This is a genomic window from Streptomyces sp. NPDC048270 (assembly GCF_040652335.1).
Classification (GTDB): domain Bacteria; phylum Actinomycetota; class Actinomycetes; order Streptomycetales; family Streptomycetaceae; genus Streptomyces.
Genome location: NZ_JBEZLV010000023.1, coordinates 91,522 through 110,306 on the forward strand (window position 1 = coordinate 91,522; position 18,785 = coordinate 110,306).

The 18,785-nt window shown below is 73.4% G+C and carries 11 protein-coding genes and 2 pseudogenes; 7 read left to right on the forward strand and 6 right to left on the reverse strand.

The features are described 5' to 3' along the window. Positions 1–9: 9 nt before the first annotated feature. Complete coding sequence (locus AB0D66_RS21500) at positions 10–1,218, reverse strand: cytochrome P450 (protein ID WP_362305675.1); 1,209 nt, start codon at positions 1,216–1,218, stop codon at positions 10–12. Between the two features lie 367 nt (positions 1,219–1,585). Between AB0D66_RS21500 and ctaD the strand changes: the two genes are divergently transcribed. Both ctaD and AB0D66_RS21510 read left to right on the forward strand, forming a co-directional pair. Next, entirely contained in the window at positions 1,586–3,244 is a 1,659-nt protein-coding gene (gene ctaD, locus AB0D66_RS21505) for a cytochrome c oxidase subunit I (protein WP_362305678.1), read from the forward strand. Beyond that, positions 3,241–3,639 (forward strand): cytochrome c oxidase subunit 4, encoded by a 399-nt coding sequence (locus AB0D66_RS21510; protein WP_362305681.1) that lies wholly within the window; start codon positions 3,241–3,243, stop codon positions 3,637–3,639. The genes ctaD and AB0D66_RS21510 overlap by 4 nt, the downstream gene beginning before the upstream one ends. A 70-nt stretch (positions 3,640–3,709) precedes the next feature. Here the strand turns inward: AB0D66_RS21510 and AB0D66_RS21515 are convergent, their stop codons facing one another. Next, the gene (locus AB0D66_RS21515; protein ID WP_362305752.1) at positions 3,710–5,290 is read right to left on the reverse strand and encodes a cytochrome b N-terminal domain-containing protein; all 1,581 of its coding nucleotides are present in this window, start codon (positions 5,288–5,290) and stop codon (positions 3,710–3,712) included. A 448-nt stretch (positions 5,291–5,738) separates the two neighbouring features. Here AB0D66_RS21515 and AB0D66_RS21520 point away from each other — a divergent pair, with 448 nt between their 5' ends. Next, the gene (locus AB0D66_RS21520; RefSeq protein ID WP_362305755.1) at positions 5,739–8,429 is read left to right on the forward strand and encodes an exo-beta-D-glucosaminidase; all 2,691 of its coding nucleotides are present in this window, start codon (positions 5,739–5,741) and stop codon (positions 8,427–8,429) included. 96 nt (positions 8,430–8,525) lie between these two features. Here the strand turns inward: AB0D66_RS21520 and AB0D66_RS21525 are convergent, their stop codons facing one another. Further along, the gene (locus AB0D66_RS21525) at positions 8,526–10,364 is read right to left on the reverse strand and encodes a hypothetical protein (RefSeq protein WP_362305684.1); all 1,839 of its coding nucleotides are present in this window, start codon (positions 10,362–10,364) and stop codon (positions 8,526–8,528) included. A 170-nt stretch (positions 10,365–10,534) separates the two neighbouring features. Here AB0D66_RS21525 and AB0D66_RS21530 point away from each other — a divergent pair, with 170 nt between their 5' ends. Continuing rightward, on the forward strand, positions 10,535–11,284 hold the full coding sequence (locus AB0D66_RS21530; RefSeq protein ID WP_362305687.1) for an RICIN domain-containing protein: 750 nt from the start codon (positions 10,535–10,537) through the stop codon (positions 11,282–11,284). Positions 11,285–11,517: 233 nt separating this feature from the next. On the opposite strand, the pseudogene AB0D66_RS21535 reads toward AB0D66_RS21530, so the two are convergent. Further along, positions 11,518–12,228 (reverse strand): annotated as a pseudogene (locus AB0D66_RS21535) (IclR family transcriptional regulator C-terminal domain-containing protein); the annotation flags it as partial. Positions 12,229–13,136: 908 nt separating this feature from the next. Further along, positions 13,137–13,715, reverse strand: coding sequence for a sigma-70 family RNA polymerase sigma factor (locus tag AB0D66_RS21540; protein ID WP_244291365.1), 579 nt, complete (start codon positions 13,713–13,715; stop codon positions 13,137–13,139). A 450-nt stretch (positions 13,716–14,165) separates the two neighbouring features. On the opposite strand from AB0D66_RS21540, the gene AB0D66_RS21545 reads away from it, so the two are divergent. From AB0D66_RS21545 to AB0D66_RS21555, 3 genes and pseudogenes are all read left to right on the forward strand, one after another. Continuing rightward, positions 14,166–15,581, forward strand: coding sequence for an MFS transporter (locus AB0D66_RS21545; RefSeq protein ID WP_362305691.1), 1,416 nt, complete (start codon positions 14,166–14,168; stop codon positions 15,579–15,581). Positions 15,582–15,610: 29 nt separating this feature from the next. Beyond that, positions 15,611–16,273: pseudogene (locus AB0D66_RS21550) on the forward strand (response regulator transcription factor); the annotation flags it as partial. Between the two features lie 131 nt (positions 16,274–16,404). Then, positions 16,405–17,787, forward strand: coding sequence for a HAMP domain-containing sensor histidine kinase (locus AB0D66_RS21555; protein WP_362305694.1), 1,383 nt, complete (start codon positions 16,405–16,407; stop codon positions 17,785–17,787). Positions 17,788–17,805: 18 nt separating this feature from the next. On the opposite strand, the gene AB0D66_RS21560 is transcribed toward AB0D66_RS21555, so the two are convergent. Then, positions 17,806–18,774 carry a TAXI family TRAP transporter solute-binding subunit gene (locus AB0D66_RS21560; RefSeq protein WP_362305697.1) on the reverse strand — a complete coding sequence of 323 codons (969 nt, stop codon included), beginning with the start codon at positions 18,772–18,774 and terminating at the stop codon, positions 17,806–17,808. Positions 18,775–18,785: the final 11 nt, after the last annotated feature.

An 18,785-nucleotide genomic window follows, 5' to 3' on the forward strand; every position in this document is an offset into this window, starting at 1 on the left:
GCCGTCGGGTCACCAGCGCACGGGCAGTTCGCGTACGCCCCTGATCAGCATGCCGGGGACCCAGGACAGCTTCGTCTCGTCGGCGTCACCGGTCAGTTCCGGGAAGCGCTGCAGCAGCGAACGCAGCGCGATGCGGCCCTCCATCCGGGCCAGCGGGGCGCCGAGGCAGTAGTGCAGACCGTGTCCGAAGGCTATGTGGCCGCGGGCGTCCCGGCGGATGTCGAAGCGGTTCGGGTCCTCGAAGCGCGCCGGGTCGCGGTCCGCGTCGGCCATGGCGATCAGGACGGCCGAGCCCGCGGGGATCACCACCCCGCCCATCTCCACGTCCTCCAGGGCGAGTCGCTCGGTGCAGGTCTCCACCGGGCCGTCGTAGCGGAGCATCTCCTCGATCGCGCCGTCGAGCAGGCCGAGGTCCGCGCGCAGGTCGGCGAGCTGGTCCGGGTGGGCGAACAGGGCGCGCATCCCGTTGCCGATCATGTTGACCGTGGTCTCGTGGCCGGCGATGAGCAACAGGACGCTCATGCCGATCAGTTCGGCGGGCGACAGCCGGTCGCCGCCCTCGTCGACGGTGTGGATCATCGCGCTCAGCAGGTCGTCGCCGGGAGCGGCGCGCTTGGCCTCGATGAGCTCGGTCAGGTACCGGGGCATCTGCGCGTACGCCTCGGCCTCGGCCTCGGGGCTGGTGCGGGCGACCATTTCGCTGGACCACTTGCGGAACGCCTCGCGGTCCAGCTCGGGCACGCCGAGCAGCTCGCAGATGACGGTCATCGGGAGCGGGAAGGCGAAGGCGTTGACCAGGTCGTCCCGGCGCTCCTCGTTGGCCTCCATGGCGTCGAGCAGTTCGTCGGTCACCTGCTGGATGCGCGGCGCCAGCGCCTCGATGCGGCGCGGGGTGAACTCCCGGGCCACCAGGCGGCGCAGCCGGGTGTGGTCCGGCGGGTCGGACATGAGCATGTGGGCGAGCGCCGGGTGGTCCTGGTCGGCGTTGATGATCTGGCCCATGTCGCCGGAGCCGCGCCAGTCCCTGCTGAGTCGCGGATCGGTGAAGGCCGTGCGGCAGGCGTCGTGTCCGACGACGAGCCACATCTCCTCGTCGTCCGGGGTGCGCACGTGGTGCACGGGGCCCTTCTCCCGCAGTGCCGCGTAGACCGGATACGGGTCTCGCGTGAAGTCCGGGCTGAGCTCCAGCAGATCGACAATGGCGGGTCGAATCCCCATGCCATTCCCCCTGAATCGAATGCGTCGAAAAATCATACGCCGGTGTATGCAACGACGACCAACAGTAGTCGTCGCGATGTTCAGCCGCAGGTCGGGCCCCGTTGAGGCCCTGCTGACCCCTGTTGACGGTACGTCGCGGGGCGGGCCCGTGCCCGCCCCGCCGACCGGGGCTCCAGCGGGACTCCACCGGGACGCCGTCCGAGCCCGGTAGCGCACGGCCTGCGCCGCGCCGGCGCCCCGGCTGCGCGGGTCCCCGATCTGGCTAACCGCCCGCGGCACGCCGTCCGGCTACCGGGCGGGAGCGGGCGCGGCTGCCAGGGTGGGCGGGCGACGCAGTACCCGCCCGGCACGCACCCCTGGAGTCCGCATGGCCTCGGTCGACAGCACGGCGCAGCGGGCGGGCGGGGATCCGGGTACCGAGCGGCGCGTGGCCTCGGGGAGCGCCGTCCTGCGGCTCCTGTCGACCACCGATCACAAGGTGATCGGCAACATGTACCTGGTCACGGCGTTCGCGTTCTTCCTGTTCGCCGGGGTGCTGGCGCTGGTCGTGCGGGCCGAGCTCGCCCGGCCCGGTCTGCAGATCGTCTCGGCCGAGCAGTACAACCAGCTGTTCACCGTGCACGGCACGGTCATGATGCTGCTCTTCGCGACCCCGACCTTCACCGGCTTCGCCAACGCGGTGATGCCGCTCCAGATCGGCGCGCCGGACGTGGCCTTCCCCCGGCTCAACGCCCTCACCTACTGGGTGTACCTCTTCGGCGGGCTGATGGTCGTCAGCGGGTTCCTGACCGCGAACGGATCGGCCTCGTTCGGCTGGTTCGCCTACGCCCCGCTCAACAGCGCCGTCTACACCCCCGGGGTGGGCGCGGACCTGTGGGTGATGGGCCTGGTCGTCTCGGGGCTGAGCACGATCCTGGGGGCGGTCAACTTCATCACCACCATCGTCTGCCTGCGCGCGCCCGGCATGACCCTGTTCCGGATGCCGATCTTCACCTGGAACGTGCTGTTCACCTCGATCCTGGCCCTGCTGGCGTTCCCCGTCCTCACCGCGGCACTGCTCGCGCTGGAGGCGGACCGGAAGTTCGGGGCGCACGTCTTCGACGCGGCGAACGGCGGTGCACTGCTGTGGCAGCACCTGTTCTGGTTCTTCGGCCACCCCGAGGTGTACATCGTGGCGCTGCCCTTCTTCGGCATCGTCAGCGAGATCCTGCCGGTGTTCAGCCGCAAGCCCGTCTTCGGATACGCCGCCCTGGTCGGTGCGACGATCGCCATCACCGGGCTGTCGGCCACCGTCTGGGCCCACCACATGTTCGCCACCGGCGCGGTCCTGCTGCCCTTCTTCGCCCTGCTCTCCTTCCTCATCGCCGTCCCGACCGGGGTGAAGTTCTTCAACTGGATCGGCACGATGTGGAACGGCTCGCTGTCCTTCGAGACACCGATGCTGTGGTCCATCGGCTTCCTCGTCACCTTCCTCCTCGGCGGCCTGACGGGCGTGCTGATCGCCTCCCCGCCGATGGACTTCCACCTCACCGACAGCTACTTCATCGTGGCGCACCTGCACTACGTGCTCTTCGGCACGATCGTGTTCGCCACCTTCGCCGGCTTCTACTTCTGGTGGCCCAAGCTCACCGGCAAGCTGCTCGACGAGCGGCTGGGGAAGATGCACTTCTGGCTCCTGTTCACCGGTTTCCAGCTCACCTTCCTGGTCCAGCACTGGCTCGGCGAGCAGGGCATGCCGCGCCGGTACGCCGACTACCTGGCCCAGGACGGGTTCACCCTCCTCAACTCGCTGTCCACGGTGGGCGCGTTCCTCCTGGGCCTGTCCACGCTTCCCTTCCTCTACAACGTGGCCAGGACCGCCCGGCACGGACGGCGGGTGGAGGTCGACGACCCGTGGGGCTGGGGCCGTTCGCTCGAATGGGCCACGAGCTGCCCGCCGCCCCGGCACAACTTCGAGGCCTTGCCGCGCATCCGGTCCGACTCGCCGGCGTTCGACCTGCACCACCCGGAGGTGAAGGCGGTATGAAGGCGGAGGCATGGCTGTTCAGCGGGGTCGCGGTCTTCTTCGCGGTGACCGGCGGCGTCTACCTGCGGTACGCGGACGACCCCGCCGGGATCGCCGCCCTCGCCGTGTCCTTCCTGATGTCCGCGCTCATCGCCGCCTTCCTGTGGCGGCAGTTCCGCCGCGACGGCTACCGCCCCGAGGACCGCGGGGACGCACAGGTCCGGGAGGCCGCGGACCGGCGGTTCTCCTTCCCGGCCCGCAGTTACGCCCCGGTGGTCTCGGCCGTGGGCACGGCGCTGGTGGGCCTGGGCGTCGTACAGGGGCTGTGGCTGGCCCTCATCGGGTTCGGCGTCCTCGTCCCGGGTGTCTTCGGGTTCGTGTTCCGGCCCGGCGCGGACCGTGAAGGCGGAGCGTGAAGGCTGAGCGTGAAGGCTGAGCGTGAAGGCTGAGCATGAAGGCTGAGCGTCAGGGCCCGTACCGCGCAGGTCAGTGGCCGGCGGTGGCGTCCCGTGCGTCGGGGCCCGCCAGGATCGCGTCGACCGTGCGCCGGTCCTCCTCGGACAGGGGCGGCGCCAGTACATCCCTGTCATACCAGCGGCTCAAGGCGGCGCGCAGCCGCTCCGCGAGGCCGCGGATCCGCCCGCCCCGGCCCGGGGCGGCCGGGCGCACGGATCCGGCGACGGGTCCGGCGACCGGGGCGGGAACCCGGTACACCAGCAGCGGGTAGCGCCGCTCGGAGCTCAGCGGCCGGTGGACCGGGTGGTATCCGCCCTCGACCGACTGGCGCACCTCGTCGGTCTCCTCCCCGTGCGTCAGGGCGTCGATGTCCTGGCGCTGCAGGGCCAGGCAGATCCGCCGGGTGAGCCAGAAGGCCGCCGGGGGTACGAGGAACAGCGCGCAGCGCAGCGCCCACGTCAGCCCCGGCAGCGGGAGGTCGAGGACGAAGGCGATCAGGTCCTGGGCCCCGGCCAGCAGCAGCACCGTGTAGGCGCAGAGCACCGACACCGCCAGGGCCGTGCGGACCGGCCGGTGCCGGGGCCGGTCGCACAGGTGCTGTTCGCCCCGTTCACGGCTGATCCAGCGCTCGAAGAACGGGTAGGCGTACAGGCCGGTGAACAGGGCGCCGGGCAGCAGGACGCCGGCCACGAGCGGGTTCCACGTCAGGGTGTGGCCCCACAGCCTGGTCTCGACGCCGGGCATCAGCCGCAGGGCCCCTTCCAGGAAGCCCACGTACCAGTCGGGCTGGGCACCGGTGGAGACCTGGTCCGGCAGGTACGGCCCGTAGGCCCACACCGGGTTGATCTGGGCCAGCGCGGAGAGCGCCGCGAGCACGCCCGCGACCAGGAAGAAGAAGCCCGCCGACTTCGCCGCGTACTGCGGGAGGAAGGCCTTGCCGACGGCGTTGCGGCCGGTCCTCCCGGGCCCGGGCCACTGGGTGTGCTTCAGGTGGACGACCAGCAGGAGGTGGAGCGCCACCAGGGCCAGCAGCAGACCCGGGACGAGGAGGATGTGCACGGGGTAGAGCCTGGCCACGATGTCCTCGCCCGGGAATTCGCCGCCGAAGACGAAGAGGCTCGCGTACGTGCCGATGACGGGGACGGACAGCATGATGCCCTGGGCCGTGCGCAGGCCGGTTCCCGAGAGCAGGTCGTCGGGGAGCGAATAGCCGGCGAACCCCTCGACCAGGGCGAGCAGGAACATCGTGACCCCGACGATCCAGTTGAGCTCCCGAGGCCTGCGGAAGGCTCCGGTGAGGAAGACGCGCAGCAGGTGCACGGCGATCGCGGCGACGAACACGAGCGCCGCCCAGTGGTGCGCCTGGCGGATCAGCAGGCCGCCGCGCACCTCGAAGCTGATGCGCAGGGTGGAGGCGTAGGCCTCCGAGACGCGCATGCCGCGCAGCGGGCCGTAGGGGCCGCTGTAGACCACCTCGTTCATGGACGGCTGGAAGAAGAACGCGAGGTAGGTCCCGGTGAGCAGCAGGACGAGGAGGCTGTAGAGGGCGATCTCGCCGAGGAGGAAGGACCAGTGGTCCGGAAAGGCCTTGCGCACCGCCCCCTTGGCCATCTCGCCCAGGGGCAGCCGGGCGTCGAGCGCGACGGCGTACCGTGCGGCCGCACGCCCGGCCCGGCCCCTCGGCCGCGCCCTCCGCTGTTGCGCATGCACCGATCCACGCCTTCCCGCCGGAGGTCGCCGAAGTCCCGGCCCGTGCGTTCGAGCATGGCCCCGCGGCATTCGGCGGGCAGGAAGGCACGCAGTCCGGCCCCGGAATGCGCCTCCCATGGCGGACCCGCTGCGGCAGGCGGTCGAGCCGCCGCTCCGCCGTGGCCTGTCGCCGCCGGGTGCGGCCCCTGCCGTGTCAGACTCCCTCCGTTCCATCCCGTTCTATCCCGTTCCATCCTGTTACGCCTCGTTCCATCCCGTTGCGCCCCTGTACCGGGTGGCGTCCGACCCCGTCCCCGCGGGAGGCCCCGTGTTCCGCTGCCCCGCTCTCGCACGCGGCGCGGTCGCCGCCATGGCGGCCGCCGGCCTGGTCCTCGGGCTCACGGCGGGCGCCACCCGGGCGGCGCCCGGCGAACCACCGGCCGCGACGGCCGCCACCGTCGCGCCGGCCACCACGGTCTCGTCCGCCCCGGGAAGCACCACGGTCCTGTCCGGGTACGCGATCCGGTCGACGGCCGAGGTCACCGATCCGGCGGCCGCCGTGTCCAGTCCGGGCTACCCGGCGACCGGCTGGTACCCGGCCGGGCCGCGCTCCACCGTCCTCGCGGCGCTGCTCGCCGCCGGCGTGTACCCGGACCCCTTCTACTCGACCCGGCAGAAGCTGATCCCGGCCGCGGACTTCACCGTGCCCTGGTGGTACCGCTCCGACTTCACGGTCGCCGACCCGACCGCCCGTACCCACCTGGACTTCAGCGGGGTGATCTCCGCCGCCGACGTCTTCGTCAACGGCCGCCAGGTCGCCACCGCGAGCACGGTCGCGGGCGCCTACACCCGGCACGAACTCGACGTCACCGACCTCGTCAGGGCGGGCGCCAATACGGTCGCCTTCCGCATCCAGCCCAACAACCCCCGCAAGCGGCTCACCATGGGCTGGCTCGACTGGCTGCAGCCGCCGCCCGACGAGAACATGGGCATCGTCCGCGACGTCACGGTGCGCCGCGGCGGGCCGGTCGCCCTGCGCGACGCGCACGTGGTGACCGCCCTGGCCATGCCGTCGATGTCCGCGGCCGACCTGACGGTCAAGGCCCGGGTGCGCAACGACTCACCGGACACCGTCACCACGACGGTGTCCGGCACCGCCGGTCCCGCCGCCGTCAGCCGTACCGTCACCCTGGCGCCCCACGAGGCCAGGACCCTCGTCTTCACCCCCGCCGACCACTCCGCGCTCAGGCTGAGCCCGCCGCGGGTGTGGTGGCCGGCCTCGATGGGCGAGCAGCCGATGTACGCACTCGACCTGACCGCGGCGGTGGGCACCGCGACCTCCGACACCGCCCACCAGTCCTTCGCCGTCCGCGACGTACAGGCACCCCTGAACGCCGACGGCGCCCGCCAGTACCGCATCAACGGCCGACCGCTGCTGATCAAGGGCGGGGGCTGGTCCCCCGACGAGTTCCTGCGCTGGGACCGCACCTACGCCGAGGACCGTCTCAAGTACGCCCTCGACCTGGGCCTGAACACCCTGCGCCTGGAAGGGCACATCGAGCCCGACGAGTTCTTCGACCTCGCCGACCGGTACGGGGTCCTCACGCTCCCCGGCTGGGAGTGCTGCGACAAATGGGAGGGCGAGGTCAACGGCACCGAGGCCGGGGAGAGATGGGAGAACGCCGACTACGCCGTCGCCCGGGCCTCGATGGCCGCCGAGGCGGCCCGGCTGCGCCACCACCCCAGCGTGATCTCCTTCCTGATCGGCAGCGACTTCGCACCGAACGAGGAGATCGAGGAGATGTACGTCGACGCGCTGAAGGCCGCCGACTGGACGGCCCCGGTGGTCCCCGCGGCCTCCGACGCCTCCGCACCGATCACCGGACGCTCCGGCATGAAGATGACCGGCCCCTACGACTGGGTGCCGCCCGCCTACTGGTACGGCAAGCGGGAGGGCGGCGCGACCGGATTCAACTCCGAGACCAGCGCGGGACCCGACATCCCGACCCTCGACACGCTGCGCCGCATGATGTCCCCGGCCGAGCTGGAGACCCTCTGGAAGGACCCGTCCGCCCCCCAGTACCACCGCTCCCCCTCCCCCACCTTCGCGACCCTCGAGCTGTACGGCTCCGCGCTGGCCGGCCGCTACGGCCCGGTGACCGGCCTCGAGGACTACGTGCGCAAGGCGCAGCTCGCCCAGTACGAGAACGTGCGCGCCCAGTTCGAGGCGTACGCCCGCAACACCAAGGACGCCTCGCGGCCGTCGACCGGCGTCATCTACTGGATGTTCAACAGCGGCTGGACCTCGCTCCAGTGGCAGCTGGTGGACCGGTACCTCGACCAGGGCGGGGCCTACTTCGGCGCGAAGAAGGCGAACGAGCCCCTGCACGTCCAGTACGGGTACGACAACCGGGCGGTGACCGTGGTCAACCACCGGAGCGCGGCCGTCGACGGGCTGACGGCGCGGGTGACGCTCTTCGGCACCGACGGCACGCAGCGCTACGACCGGACCGTGACCGGGGTGAGCGTCGCGGGCGGCGGGGCGAGCAGCACCGCGCTGACCGTCCCCGCATCGGTCCCCGGCCTGGCCGGCACCTACCTGGCCCGGCTGCTGCTCACCGACTCCGGGGGGCGGGAGGTGAGCCGCAACGTCTACTGGCTGTCCACCACGGCGGACGTCCTCGACTACGCGAACAGCACCTGGTACCACACGCCCACCACCGGCTACGCGGACCTGACCGGGCTGAACACCATGCCGAAGGCTCCCGTCGCCGCCACGGCCTCGACGACGGCGGACGGTGCCGGGACGTCCACGACCACGGTGACGCTGCGCAACACGGGTACCGGGAACACCCCGGCCCTGCTCACCGATGTCCACCTGGTCTCGGCGCAGGACGCGCCCGTCCTGCCCGTCCGGTGGAGCGACAACCAGATCAGCCTGTGGCCCGGCGAGTCGGCGACGCTGACCGCGACCTACCGGACCGCGGACCTGCGGGGATCCGCTCCCCGGCTGCGGATCTCCGGCTGGAACACGCCCACCGCCACGGTCCCCGCCGCCTGAGCCGGCGCGCCGCCCGCCCGTGCGGGCGCCCGAGCCGCCGGGCCCGCCGCCGGCCCGTCGGCAGGCTCGCGCGCGCCCGCCTGCCGGCCCGGTGCCTCAGCCGGCCGGCAGCCGGGCCGCCACCAGCGCCAGGCCGCGCCGCAGCCTGCGGAAGTAGGTCGCACGGCTCAGGTGGAGCCGCGACGCGACCTGGTGGTGCCGGCGGTCCCGCCCGAGGTAGTACGCCTGGAGGATCGCGCCCGCCTCGGCATCGGCGCGCTCCTGCGCGTCCGCCAGGTCCAGTACGGCGCACCTCAGCCAGCCGCGCAGCTCGTCCGGGGACTCGAACCGCGGGCCCGACAGCAGCGGGCTCGCGGCCAGCGCCGCCCGATCGCCGAGCCTGGCGAGCGCCCACGCGACGAGGGCCGCCACGTCCTGGCCCCCGTACGGCGCGCCCGGCGCCGCCGGTGCGAGCGCCCGCATCCACCCGGGCAGTCCCGCCGGGCTGAAGTCGTGGCTGTAGACCTCGGGGCGGCGTCCGCACCGGTACACGTCGTCGCGGATGCCGCCGTGCGGCCGGAAGGTCAGCGTCCGCAAGAGTGCCTGGTAGTCCGGGCTGGCGGTGGAGACCACCAGATGACCGGCGTGCACGGCGTTGACCAGGATGTACCGCAGGATCTGCGCGTGCGTCACGGGATCCGCCCCGTACGCCGCGCCGAGGAAGAGCCCAGGCCGGCCGCCGCGCCCCAGGGCCGCCGTGTGCTGCTGGAGCAGGGGCTCGATCCCGCCTTCCGTGCCCGCCCCGATCGGCACCAGCGCGGCGAGGCCCACCGGCCTGCCCTCCCGGTCGCGCGCCAGCTTGAAGGACGAGGGATCGTCCGCGAGCCAGCGTTCGGTGATCGACCGGGACCGGCGTACGTCGAACCCCCCGCGCACCGCCCACCGGTGCATCAGCCGTTCCACGTCCTGCGCCTCCTCCTGGCGCGCGGGGCCGATCAGCGAGCCGTCCTCGGCGGGCGGGAACAGGGTGCTGCGCAGCAGCGGGTCGCCGCTCAGGAAGAGTCCCTGCTCCACGAGTCCGGCCCGCTCCTCGGGCCCGGCGGCGTGCTCGGCGAGCAGTGCGCCGCGGTACTCGGCCGCCCGGGTGCGCACCTGTGCGTGCGCCTTCGGCCGGCGCCACTGGTACGCCAGCTCGAACAGGCTGCGGTAGGGCTCCCGTACCGCCAGGCCCAGCCGTTCGCGCCGTACGACGCTCAGCCCGGCCAGTGTCGAGAACAGGGCGGGCCCGCCCGCGACCAGGTGCTCGTCCCCGGCCCGTACGGTCGCCAGCAGGCGCAGCGCGTGGCGCCAGCGCCGGCCGGGCAGCTCCCGGCCGAGCCGTTCCAGTACCTCGCCCGTCATCCGGTCGGCGGCCGCGCCCGGCACGTCCGGTGCGATCCCCGAGTGCAGGGCACGGCAGGCCAGTTCGGCCAGCAGCGGCACCCCTCCGGCCAGCCGCACCACCAGCGCCAGGCCCTGCGGATCCGTGATGCCCGCGGCCCGTGCCTGTGCCTCGACCGCCTCGGCGGGCCTGGTCCCGACGGTGACGGTGGCCGGGCCCAGCTCCGCCCACCCCGCTGCCGCGCGCAGCGGGAGCCTGCTGACCAGCAGCACCGGCCGCGGCGGGTGGGGCGCGGACGGCGGCGGCAGCGGGCCGCGCGCCTCGTGCAGGGCCGCGGCCAGGGCCTCGGCCTGCCCGGGCCCGTCCACCCCGTCGATCAGCAGCAGGCCGCCGGGCCCGGTGACGGGCCCCCGCAGCACGGCGGGATCGCAGGCCTCGGCCGGTTCGAGCGCGGCGGCGACCGGCAGACGCGCCGCCAGTCGGCTCTTCCCCGTCCCCAGCGGGCCGGCCAGGTTGACCAGGGCGTGCTGCGCCAGGGCGGCCCGCAGGCGGGCGAGATCATCGGTGGTCTCCACGGTCCCGGGACGATACCCACCGTGATCACGCCAGTCACGGCGGGAACAGGCCGTTCGATGACCGGAGTTGATACTCCGGTGAGACTTCACGGCGGTGGGGCGCGGCTAGTGTCGTCACCACCGCGGGCCCGGCGGTTCCGATCTTCCCGATCCTCGTGAAAGGACCCCTCGTGAAGTTGGCTCGATGGCTGTCGACCGCGGCCGCGACCTTCCTGGCCGGCGCGACGCTCTTCGCCGGACCGGCCGCGGCCGCACCCGGTCCGGCAACGGCACCCGCCGCTGCGGCCCCCGCCGCCGCCGTGAACGTCCCGACGGCGCCCAAGTACTTCCTCGGCGTCGGCTACGGCCCGCTCAACATCGCCACCGACGCGGCCTGGAACAGCGCTTACGCCCAGGCCGCGGCGGAGGGGTACCCCGCCGCCAACTGCGCCCGTTCGGCCGGTCCCGTGGCCGCGCCGATCGGCAACGGCGGCTACTACCAGGTCTCCCTGGAGATCTACTGCGTGCCGCCGCCGCCCCCGGGCTCCGGGCAGATCGTCGGCGTCCACTCCGGCAAGTGCCTGGACGTGAAGGGGTCCAAGACCGCCGACGGCACTCCCATCCAGATCTACGCCTGCAACGGCTCCTCCGCGCAGGCCTGGAAGCTGGAGGCCAACGGCACCGTCCGGGCCCTGGGCAAGTGCCTGGACGTCCAGTACGGCAAGACCGAGAACGGCTCGCTGATCGGCCTCAACTCCTGTCACGAGGGCCTGAACCAGAAGTGGGAGCAGCTCCCGAACGGCCTGCTGCGCAGCATCCACTCGGGCAAGTGCCTCGACGCCCTCGGCTGGGCCACCGGGAACGGGGCCCGCGTCGGCATCTGGGACTGCACCCCGCACCACACCAACCAGCAGTGGCGCGGCTCCGCCCTCGGCACCTGACGGTTCGCGCCTGACGGTTCCGGGAACCGCCCGCGCGGCCCGCCGGATGCCTCCGCCCGGACTTCCCGGGCGGAGGCGTCCGCGCCTGACGTCGCGGGGGTGCCGGGCGCCGTGGCGTCCGGTCCAGGCCGCCTCTAGGCCGTCGGGGACAGCAGGCCGCTGCCCAGCCCCGCGGGGCCGTTGCCGCCTTCCCGACCCGCGCTCTGGGCCGTTGCGGGCTGTGTGCTGCCGATGACGATCAGGGCGATGAGGACGGCCGCGGCCTCACTCTGCAGGATCCGGGCCGCCTGTTGCAGGCGGCGGGGGTCGGTGGCCGGGATGGACAGGGCCACGCATTCCGCGTTCGGGCCCGCGGTGATCGGGACCGCCGCGCAGACCGTGCCCAGCGCGTACTCCTGGAGGTCCAGCAGGGGGGCGCTGGGCCGGCGGCCGTCGAGCTGCTGGAAGAGGGCTTGCGGGGTACCGAGGGTGTGGGCGGTGAAGCGGGTGAGCCGGTGACGGGAGAGGTGGTCCTTCCGCTGGTCGTCGTCGAGCTGGGTGAGCAGGGCCTTGCCGACGGCGGAGGCGTGGGCGGCGGCGCGGAAGTCGACCCACTCCTCGACGAGGGGTGTGGCGGGCCCGTCGGCGTACTGGGTGATGCAGACCTCTCCGTCGGCGTAGCGGGCCACGTAGACGGCGGCTCCCACCGCGTCCCTCACCCAGGCGAGCGTCTCCTGCAGGTGGGCGCGGCCGTCCTCGCCCGGGCCGAGCCGCAGGGCGCTTCCGGCGACGTAGGCATCGGGCCCGACGGGTGTGACCAGCGCCGCCCGGATCAGCTGCTCCACGGCCCGGGCCAGGGCCAGTTGGGGCAGGTCCGTCTCACGGGCGATCTGTGTCAGGCTCACACCGCCCGCGTGGCGGTTGACCGCCTCCAGGACGCGCAGGGCCCGGTGGACGGATGCCATCGCGGCCGGTGCGGGGCACCGTCCGGGTGAGCTGCGGGGGGCCCGGCCCGGCGGGGGCTCCTCGAGTACGTCGAGGGCCCAGGCGTGCGCCGCCTCGTCGGTCAGGCGCAGGGGGTCCAGCCGTGCGTGCTGGGCCACGGCGGCGGCGACCTGCGGGCCGGGGATCGGCACCTCGCCGAGGTCCGGGTCCTCGGACCAGACGTGTGCCGTGACGGCCCGCCGCAGCCGCGGGGGCAGCCGGTACGGGGGGCGTACGAAGCGGCCCGCGTCGGCCAGGGCGGTGAGGTCCTGGGTGGTGATGGGCGGGGAGGTCCAGATGATGGAGGCCCGCAGGGCTTCCTCGAGGGTGTCGGGGATCTCCGGCAGGGCCGGCAGGTGGTCGTCGGGCGGCAGGGCCTGTGCCTGCCGCTTCCAGTGGCGGGCGGTCTTCACCTCGGCGCGGGCCAGGTGGTGGAGGTAGAGGCAGCGGGCGGCGGTGCGCGATCCGGCGCCGGCGGCGTACTGGAACCAGAACTGCGCGCCCTCCTCGTCCTCCAGGTGCAGGAGACAGCCGAACAGCAGGGCCGAGTCCGCTCCGTGGGGCCACGAGTCGGCGCCCAGGGCGGTCTCCGCGAAGGCCCGGCTCTCGGCGAGCGCCCAGGCGATCTCGTCCAGGGTCCTGGCCGCCCGCACGTGGCAGGTGGCGTCGAGGACGAGGTCGTCGACTGCGGCGGAGCGGGGCGCGGGCAGCGGGCCGCCCTCCGCGCCGATGCCGGCCCGGGCGCGGTCGGCCGCGATCCGGCGGGCGATCCGGCGCCGTGCCGCGCCCTCGTCGTAGCCGGCGTACTCCTCGACCAGGACCTCCGCTTCCCGCAGTGCCGCGTCCAGTCCGTCCCATGTCACAGGGTCACGGTCGCGAGTCACATCGCTCACTGGTCCTTCTCCTCTCCAGGGACCCAGTCCACCCCGAGTTTCCGGGACAGGGTTCGGCGCGCGCCTCGGATGTGCGAGCGGACGGTCGCGGAGGAGATGCCCATCATCCGGGCGACCGTGTCGTTGTCGTTGCCCAGCAGGAAGGCCAGCAGCACCACGTCGTACTGCCGCTCGGACAGGTCCGCGATCGCCGCGTACAGGCCGAGCTTCGACTCCAGCAGTTCCATCCGCTCCCGGGAGGCGCGGCGCAGCGCCGCGAACCACGCGGTCTCCACCATCGCCACCGACCGGGCCGAGACCGCGAGCCTGCGCTCGACGTGCTCGCGGAGGACCGCCCACGCGAACCCGTGCAGGCTCGCTTCCTTCAGGGCGTGCGGCCACACCTTGAGCAGGAAGGTGAACACGTCGTCGACGACGTATTCGGCGTCCTGCCGGGAACCCAGCTGCAGATGGGCGTAGCGCAGGTAGGCGCGATGCTGCTGGGAGTGGAAGGCGGTGTAGTCCACCGGCAGGACACCGGCCAGCTCGCTGGAAACCGCCTGGTCTCCGGATGGGTCGAACTCGCCCTCACTCATGCACTCTCCCACGGCTGCTGGTCGCCACCCACCGGGTCGGCAACACCCTGACCACGTCAAAAGCGAAAACACGTACCGCGGTAGCGGCTATCAGCACGAGGGCAACGACCTCGACCATCACGTCTGCGTGAAACCTTCCCCATGGCATGTGGAGCACGTCTGCCGACCCCCACCTCCGGCAGCCGCGGAGCACGAAGGGCTCCTCATTCACCACCCCATCGGAAAGCGGGCCCGATCGTGCAAGCCGGTCTCCGGGAATCTTTCGGAAGTAGCGCATCCGCTTCCTCGAGCGCCCCTTGGCGCCCGCGCACGCCCCCGGCTTTCTTAGCGGGACGTTAGATCTGGGTGGCGGACCTTGTCCGCGGGTGTCCCCGGCCGCATGCTCTGGGCACTCCCCCGCCTCCGGGGCACCTCCCCCGTCCCCGCCAGGGACTTCCGTCTGGAGCCGCCATGTCCTCGTCCACCGTCACGCCCGCGTCGCCGCCACCCGGGGACGAGCGGGGGAAGCGCCGTCTCGCCCTGGTCGGCGGGTCGCTCGGCAATCTCGTCGAGTGGTACGACTGGTTCGTCTACGCCAGCTTCGCGATCTACTTCGCCGACTCCTTCTTCCCCGGCGACAACCCGACCACCCAGCTGATGAACACGGCGGGCATCTTCGCGGTCGGCTTCCTGATGCGGCCCGTCGGCGGCTGGGTCCTCGGCCGCGCCGCCGACCGGCACGGGCGCAAGAGCGCGCTCACCCTGACCGTCACCATGATGTCGGTGGCCGCCCTGCTGATCGCCGTCGCCCCGACCTACGGCCAGGCCGGCTACTTCGGCGCCCTGGTGCTGCTGCTCGCGCGGCTGCTGCAGGGCATGAGCATCGGCGGCGAGTACGCGGCCAGCGCCACCTACCTGACCGAGGCCTCCGCCCGCAACCGGCGCGGCCTGGGCTCTTCCTTCCAGTACGTGTCGATGACGTGCGGGCAGCTCCTGGGCCTCGGCATCCTGATCACGCTGCAGCACACCCTCACCACGGCCCAGTTGGAGAGCTGGGGCTGGCGGATCCCCTTCGTCCTCGGCGCGTTGTTCGCGGTGGTCGTCTTCTGGCTGCGGCGGCGGCTCCAGGAGACCGACGCCTTCAAGGAGGAGGCCTCCGGCGAGGACGCGGGCGACGACAGCGCCCGCGGCACGCTGAAGGTGCTGTGGCAGCACCGCCGGCAGGCCGGACTGGTCATGGCGCTCACCCTGGGCGGCACCGTGGCGTACTACACCTACACCACCTACCTCACCAAGTACCTGGTCGGCAGCGCCGGCATGGAGAAGACCACCGCCACGCTGGTCAGTTTCACCGCGCTGACCCTGTTCGCCGTGCTGCAGCCCTTCGCCGGGATGCTGTCCGACCGGATCGGCCGCAGGCCCCTGCTGATCACCTTCGCGGTGGGCTGTACCGTCGGCACCTACCCGATCATGACCGCCCTCGGGTCGGCCTCCTCGTACTGGTCCGCGCTGGGGCTGTCGCTGCTGGCCCTGGTGATCATCACCGGCTACACCTCGATCAACGCGGCCGTCAAGGCAGAGCTGTTCCCGACCCGGGTGCGCGCGCTGGGCGTGGCACTGCCGTACGCGATCGCCAACGCGCTGTTCGGCGGCACGGCGGAGTACGTGGCGCTGTGGTTCAAGAGCAGCGGCCACGAGACCCTGTTCTTCTGGTACGTCTCCGGGTGCGCGCTGGTCTCCCTCGTGACGTACGTGCTCATGCCGGACACCCGTGACGCCGCGCTCAGCCGCGCCGAAGCGCAGGCCGACGCCGAGGCCGAGGCCAAGGCCAAGGCCAGGGCCGATGGCGGCCCGGACCGGCCCGCGGCGGCTCCCGTAGGCTTCTGACCCCGGTCACAGTCGCGAGGTAACTGTCTATGCACGCGCTTCTCGTCGAGGACGACGACCGCATGGCCCAGGCCCTCGGCACCGCCCTCGCGCAGCGCGGGCACAGCGTCCGCAGGGTGGGCCGTGCCGTGGACGCCCTGCGGCACGTCCACGAGGCGGACTTCGTCCTGCTCGATCTGGGGCTGCCCGATCTGGACGGGCTGGAGCTGCTGCGGCGGCTGCGCACCGTCTGCGACGCGCCGCTGATCGTGGTGACCGCGCGCTGCGAGGAGCGCGACATCGTGCAGGGGCTGCGGGCGGGGGCCGACGACTACGTGGTCAAGCCGTTCCGGATGGCCGAGCTGATCGCCCGCATCGACACCGTACGGCGGCGGACGGGCGTGCCGTCCGGCCGGCCCGAGGCCGAGGGCGGGCCGGTGCGCGCCGGAGACGTCGAAGTCGACCCGGCGGGCCGTACGGTGACGGTGGCGGGGGCCGACGTCCGGCTGACCCGGCGGGAGTTCGACGTACTGGCCTTCCTGGCGGCCCGTCCCGGCGAGGTGCACTCCCGGGAGGAGATCCTGGACCGGATCTGGGGCGACGCCTTCCTCGCCGCGTCACGCTCGCTGGACGTCCACGTGGCGGGGATCCGCGCCAAGACCGGCCGGCCCGGCCTGGTGCGCACGGTCCGCGGGTTCGGCTACCAGCTCGGCTCGCCGGCCGCGCGGGACGGACGTGCTGACGGCCGTGCTGACGGACGTGCTGACAGACGTGGTGGCGCACGCGAGGACGGGCGCGGGGACGGGCCGGCGGACGCGCGCGGGGACGGGCGGGGCGGCGAGCGGTGAGGCGTCGGCTGCTCGCGGTGCTGATGGTGCTCATGGGGGCGGCGGCGCTGCTGCTCTGCGCGCCGCTGGCCGACGCCTACGCCCGGGGCCGCACCGAGCACCTGCTGCTGCAACGCCGTTCGGAGGCCGTGCGGTTCGCCGATCTCGCCGACCGGATGCGCACCGGCGCCGACCGGCAGGAGCTGTCCGCCGAGATCGGGCGGTACGTGCAGCTGTACGGAGCCGGGGTGGTCGTGGTCGACACGGCGGGCGACCCGGTCGCGCGGGCCGGGACCGGCCCCGCCTGGGAGGAGGCTCCGGACGCGGCGGACGCCCGGCGCCGCGCCCTCACCGGACGCTCCACGGACCGGCTGCCCACCGTCCGCCCGTGGGGCCCGAGGACGGTGGTGCTCGCCGAGCCGGCGGGCCGGGACGAGCGGGTGAGCGGGGCGGTCCTGATGGCGGTGTCCACCGATGCCGCCCGGCTGGACGTCACGGTCCGGTGGTCGGTCATCGCCGCCGGGGCCGTCGCCGCCTTCGCGGCTGCCGCCCTGGTGGCCGCGGGGATCGCCCGCTGGCTGATGCGCCCGGTCCGCGATCTGGACCGGGCGGTGGAGGGGCTGGCCGCCGGCAGCCTCCAGGCACGGGCCGTCTCCGACACCGGACCGCCGGAACTGCGCCGGCTGCGAAGGCACTTCAACCTCATGGCGGAGGCCGTGTCCGACTCCATCGGCCGCCAGCGCGACTTCGTCGCCGACGCCTCCCACCAGCTGCGCAATCCGCTGGCCACCCTGGTCCTGCAGCTGGAGAACGTCGAACCGCACATCGCCCCGGGGCCCGGCCGGGCCGAGCACACCCGCGCCCTCGACGAGGCGGAGCGCCTGGAGGAGCTGCTCGACGGCCTGCTGGCCCTGGCCCGGGTGGAGTCCGGCGGCGCGGAGCCGGCGGACCAGGACGTGGCGCGGGCCGTACGGGAACGGGTGCGGGCATGGACCCCGGTGTTCCGCGACGCCGGGTTGGAGCTGACGGCCACCGGCCCGGCGGACGGCCTGTGGGCACGCGCCCTGCCCGACGCGGCCGGCCGGATCCTGGACGCCGTCCTCGACAACGCCGTCAAGTTCGTGCCGCGGGACGGCCGGGTCGCGGTGGCCGTCGCGCGCGCCGCGGACGGGGCGGCCGTCGTACGGGTCGCCGATGACGGCCCGGGGGTACCGGAGGACCAACTACCCCTGCTGCTACGCCGTTTCGCCCGCGCTCCAGAGCACCAGAACGTGCCCGGCAGCGGCCTGGGGCTGGCCATCGCCGACGAGATCGCCCGGCTCAGCGGCGGCCGGCTCGGCGTCAGCGGCAACGCGCCGCACGGCCTGGCGGTCGAGTTCCGGCTCCCGTCCGCCCCGTAGCCGATCAGCCGTGGCCGGTCAGCCGTAGACGGACCGGTAGTAGCCGATCGCGCCGGGGTGGAGCGGCACCTGTCCGGTCGAGATCGCGAACCGGGGCTCCAGGCGCGCGCCCGCCGTCACCTCCCGCAGCAGGTCGCTCCACCGCTCGAAGACCACCTGGAGCAGTTCCCGCGCGGCTCCCCGCGGTACGTCGTCGCGGGCCAGGAGGTAGTTGCCGACCCCGATGGTGCCGACCGGCTCGGCCAGGCCGTACACCCCGGCGGGCAGCGTGACCGCCGTGTAGACGGGGCCGTGGCTCTGGCGCAGCGCGCCCACGTAGCCGTCCAGCGGGAGGAAGCGCAACGGCAGTTCGCGCGCCAGGTCGGACAGTGCCGGGGTGGGGACTCCCCCGGACCAGAACAGCGCGTCGACCGCGCCCTCGCGCAGCGCGGCAGCCGACGCGGCGAGTCCCAGCTGCTGCTCGCGGGCGGCCGCGGAGCCGGCGCCCAGGCCGGCCGACCGGAGCACCCGCCCGGCCACCACCTGCACGCCCGACCCGCTGGCGCCTGCCGCGACCGGGCGTCCGGCGAGGTCGTGAAGGGACCGCACCGGCCCGTCCGCCGGGACGAGGAGGTGCGTGTAGTTGACGTAGACCCGGGCCAGCGCCGTCACGGCGGCCGGGCGGGTGAACGACTCGCGCCCCAGCACCGCGTCGTCGGCCGCGTCCGCCATGGCCAGCGCCAGCTCGACGGAGCCCTCGTCCAGCTTCCGCAGGTTGTTCACGCTCGCCGAGGTGCTCACCGGGACGATCTCCAGCCGGCTGCCGCTCGCCGCGACGGCCTGGGCCAGGGCCTTGCCGAAGGCGTTGTACGGACCGCCCTCGGGCCCCGTCGCGAGCCGGAGCCGCCGGACCGGGCCGGAGCCGCCCGAACATCCGGCGAGGGCCGCCGCGACGGCGCCGAGCCCGGCGCCCATCGCCCGTCGGCGGGTCACCTCTGCACTGGTCACGGCGGCAGCGT

Bases quoted from the DNA above. Each gene is read 5' to 3' on its own strand.
- AB0D66_RS21500 (WP_362305675.1), bottom strand. From the start codon at position 1,218: ATGGGGATTCGACCCGCCATTGTCGATCTGCTGGAGCTCAGCCCGGAC.
- ctaD (WP_362305678.1), top strand. From the start codon at position 1,586: ATGGCCTCGGTCGACAGCACGGCGCAGCGGGCGGGCGGGGATCCGGGT.
- AB0D66_RS21510 (WP_362305681.1), top strand. From the start codon at position 3,241: ATGAAGGCGGAGGCATGGCTGTTCAGCGGGGTCGCGGTCTTCTTCGCG.
- AB0D66_RS21515 (WP_362305752.1), bottom strand. From the start codon at position 5,290: ATGGCCAAGGGGGCGGTGCGCAAGGCCTTTCCGGACCACTGGTCCTTC.
- AB0D66_RS21520 (WP_362305755.1), top strand. From the start codon at position 5,739: ATGGCGGCCGCCGGCCTGGTCCTCGGGCTCACGGCGGGCGCCACCCGG.
- AB0D66_RS21540 (WP_244291365.1), bottom strand. From the start codon at position 13,715: ATGAGTGAGGGCGAGTTCGACCCATCCGGAGACCAGGCGGTTTCCAGC.
- AB0D66_RS21545 (WP_362305691.1), top strand. From the start codon at position 14,166: ATGTCCTCGTCCACCGTCACGCCCGCGTCGCCGCCACCCGGGGACGAG.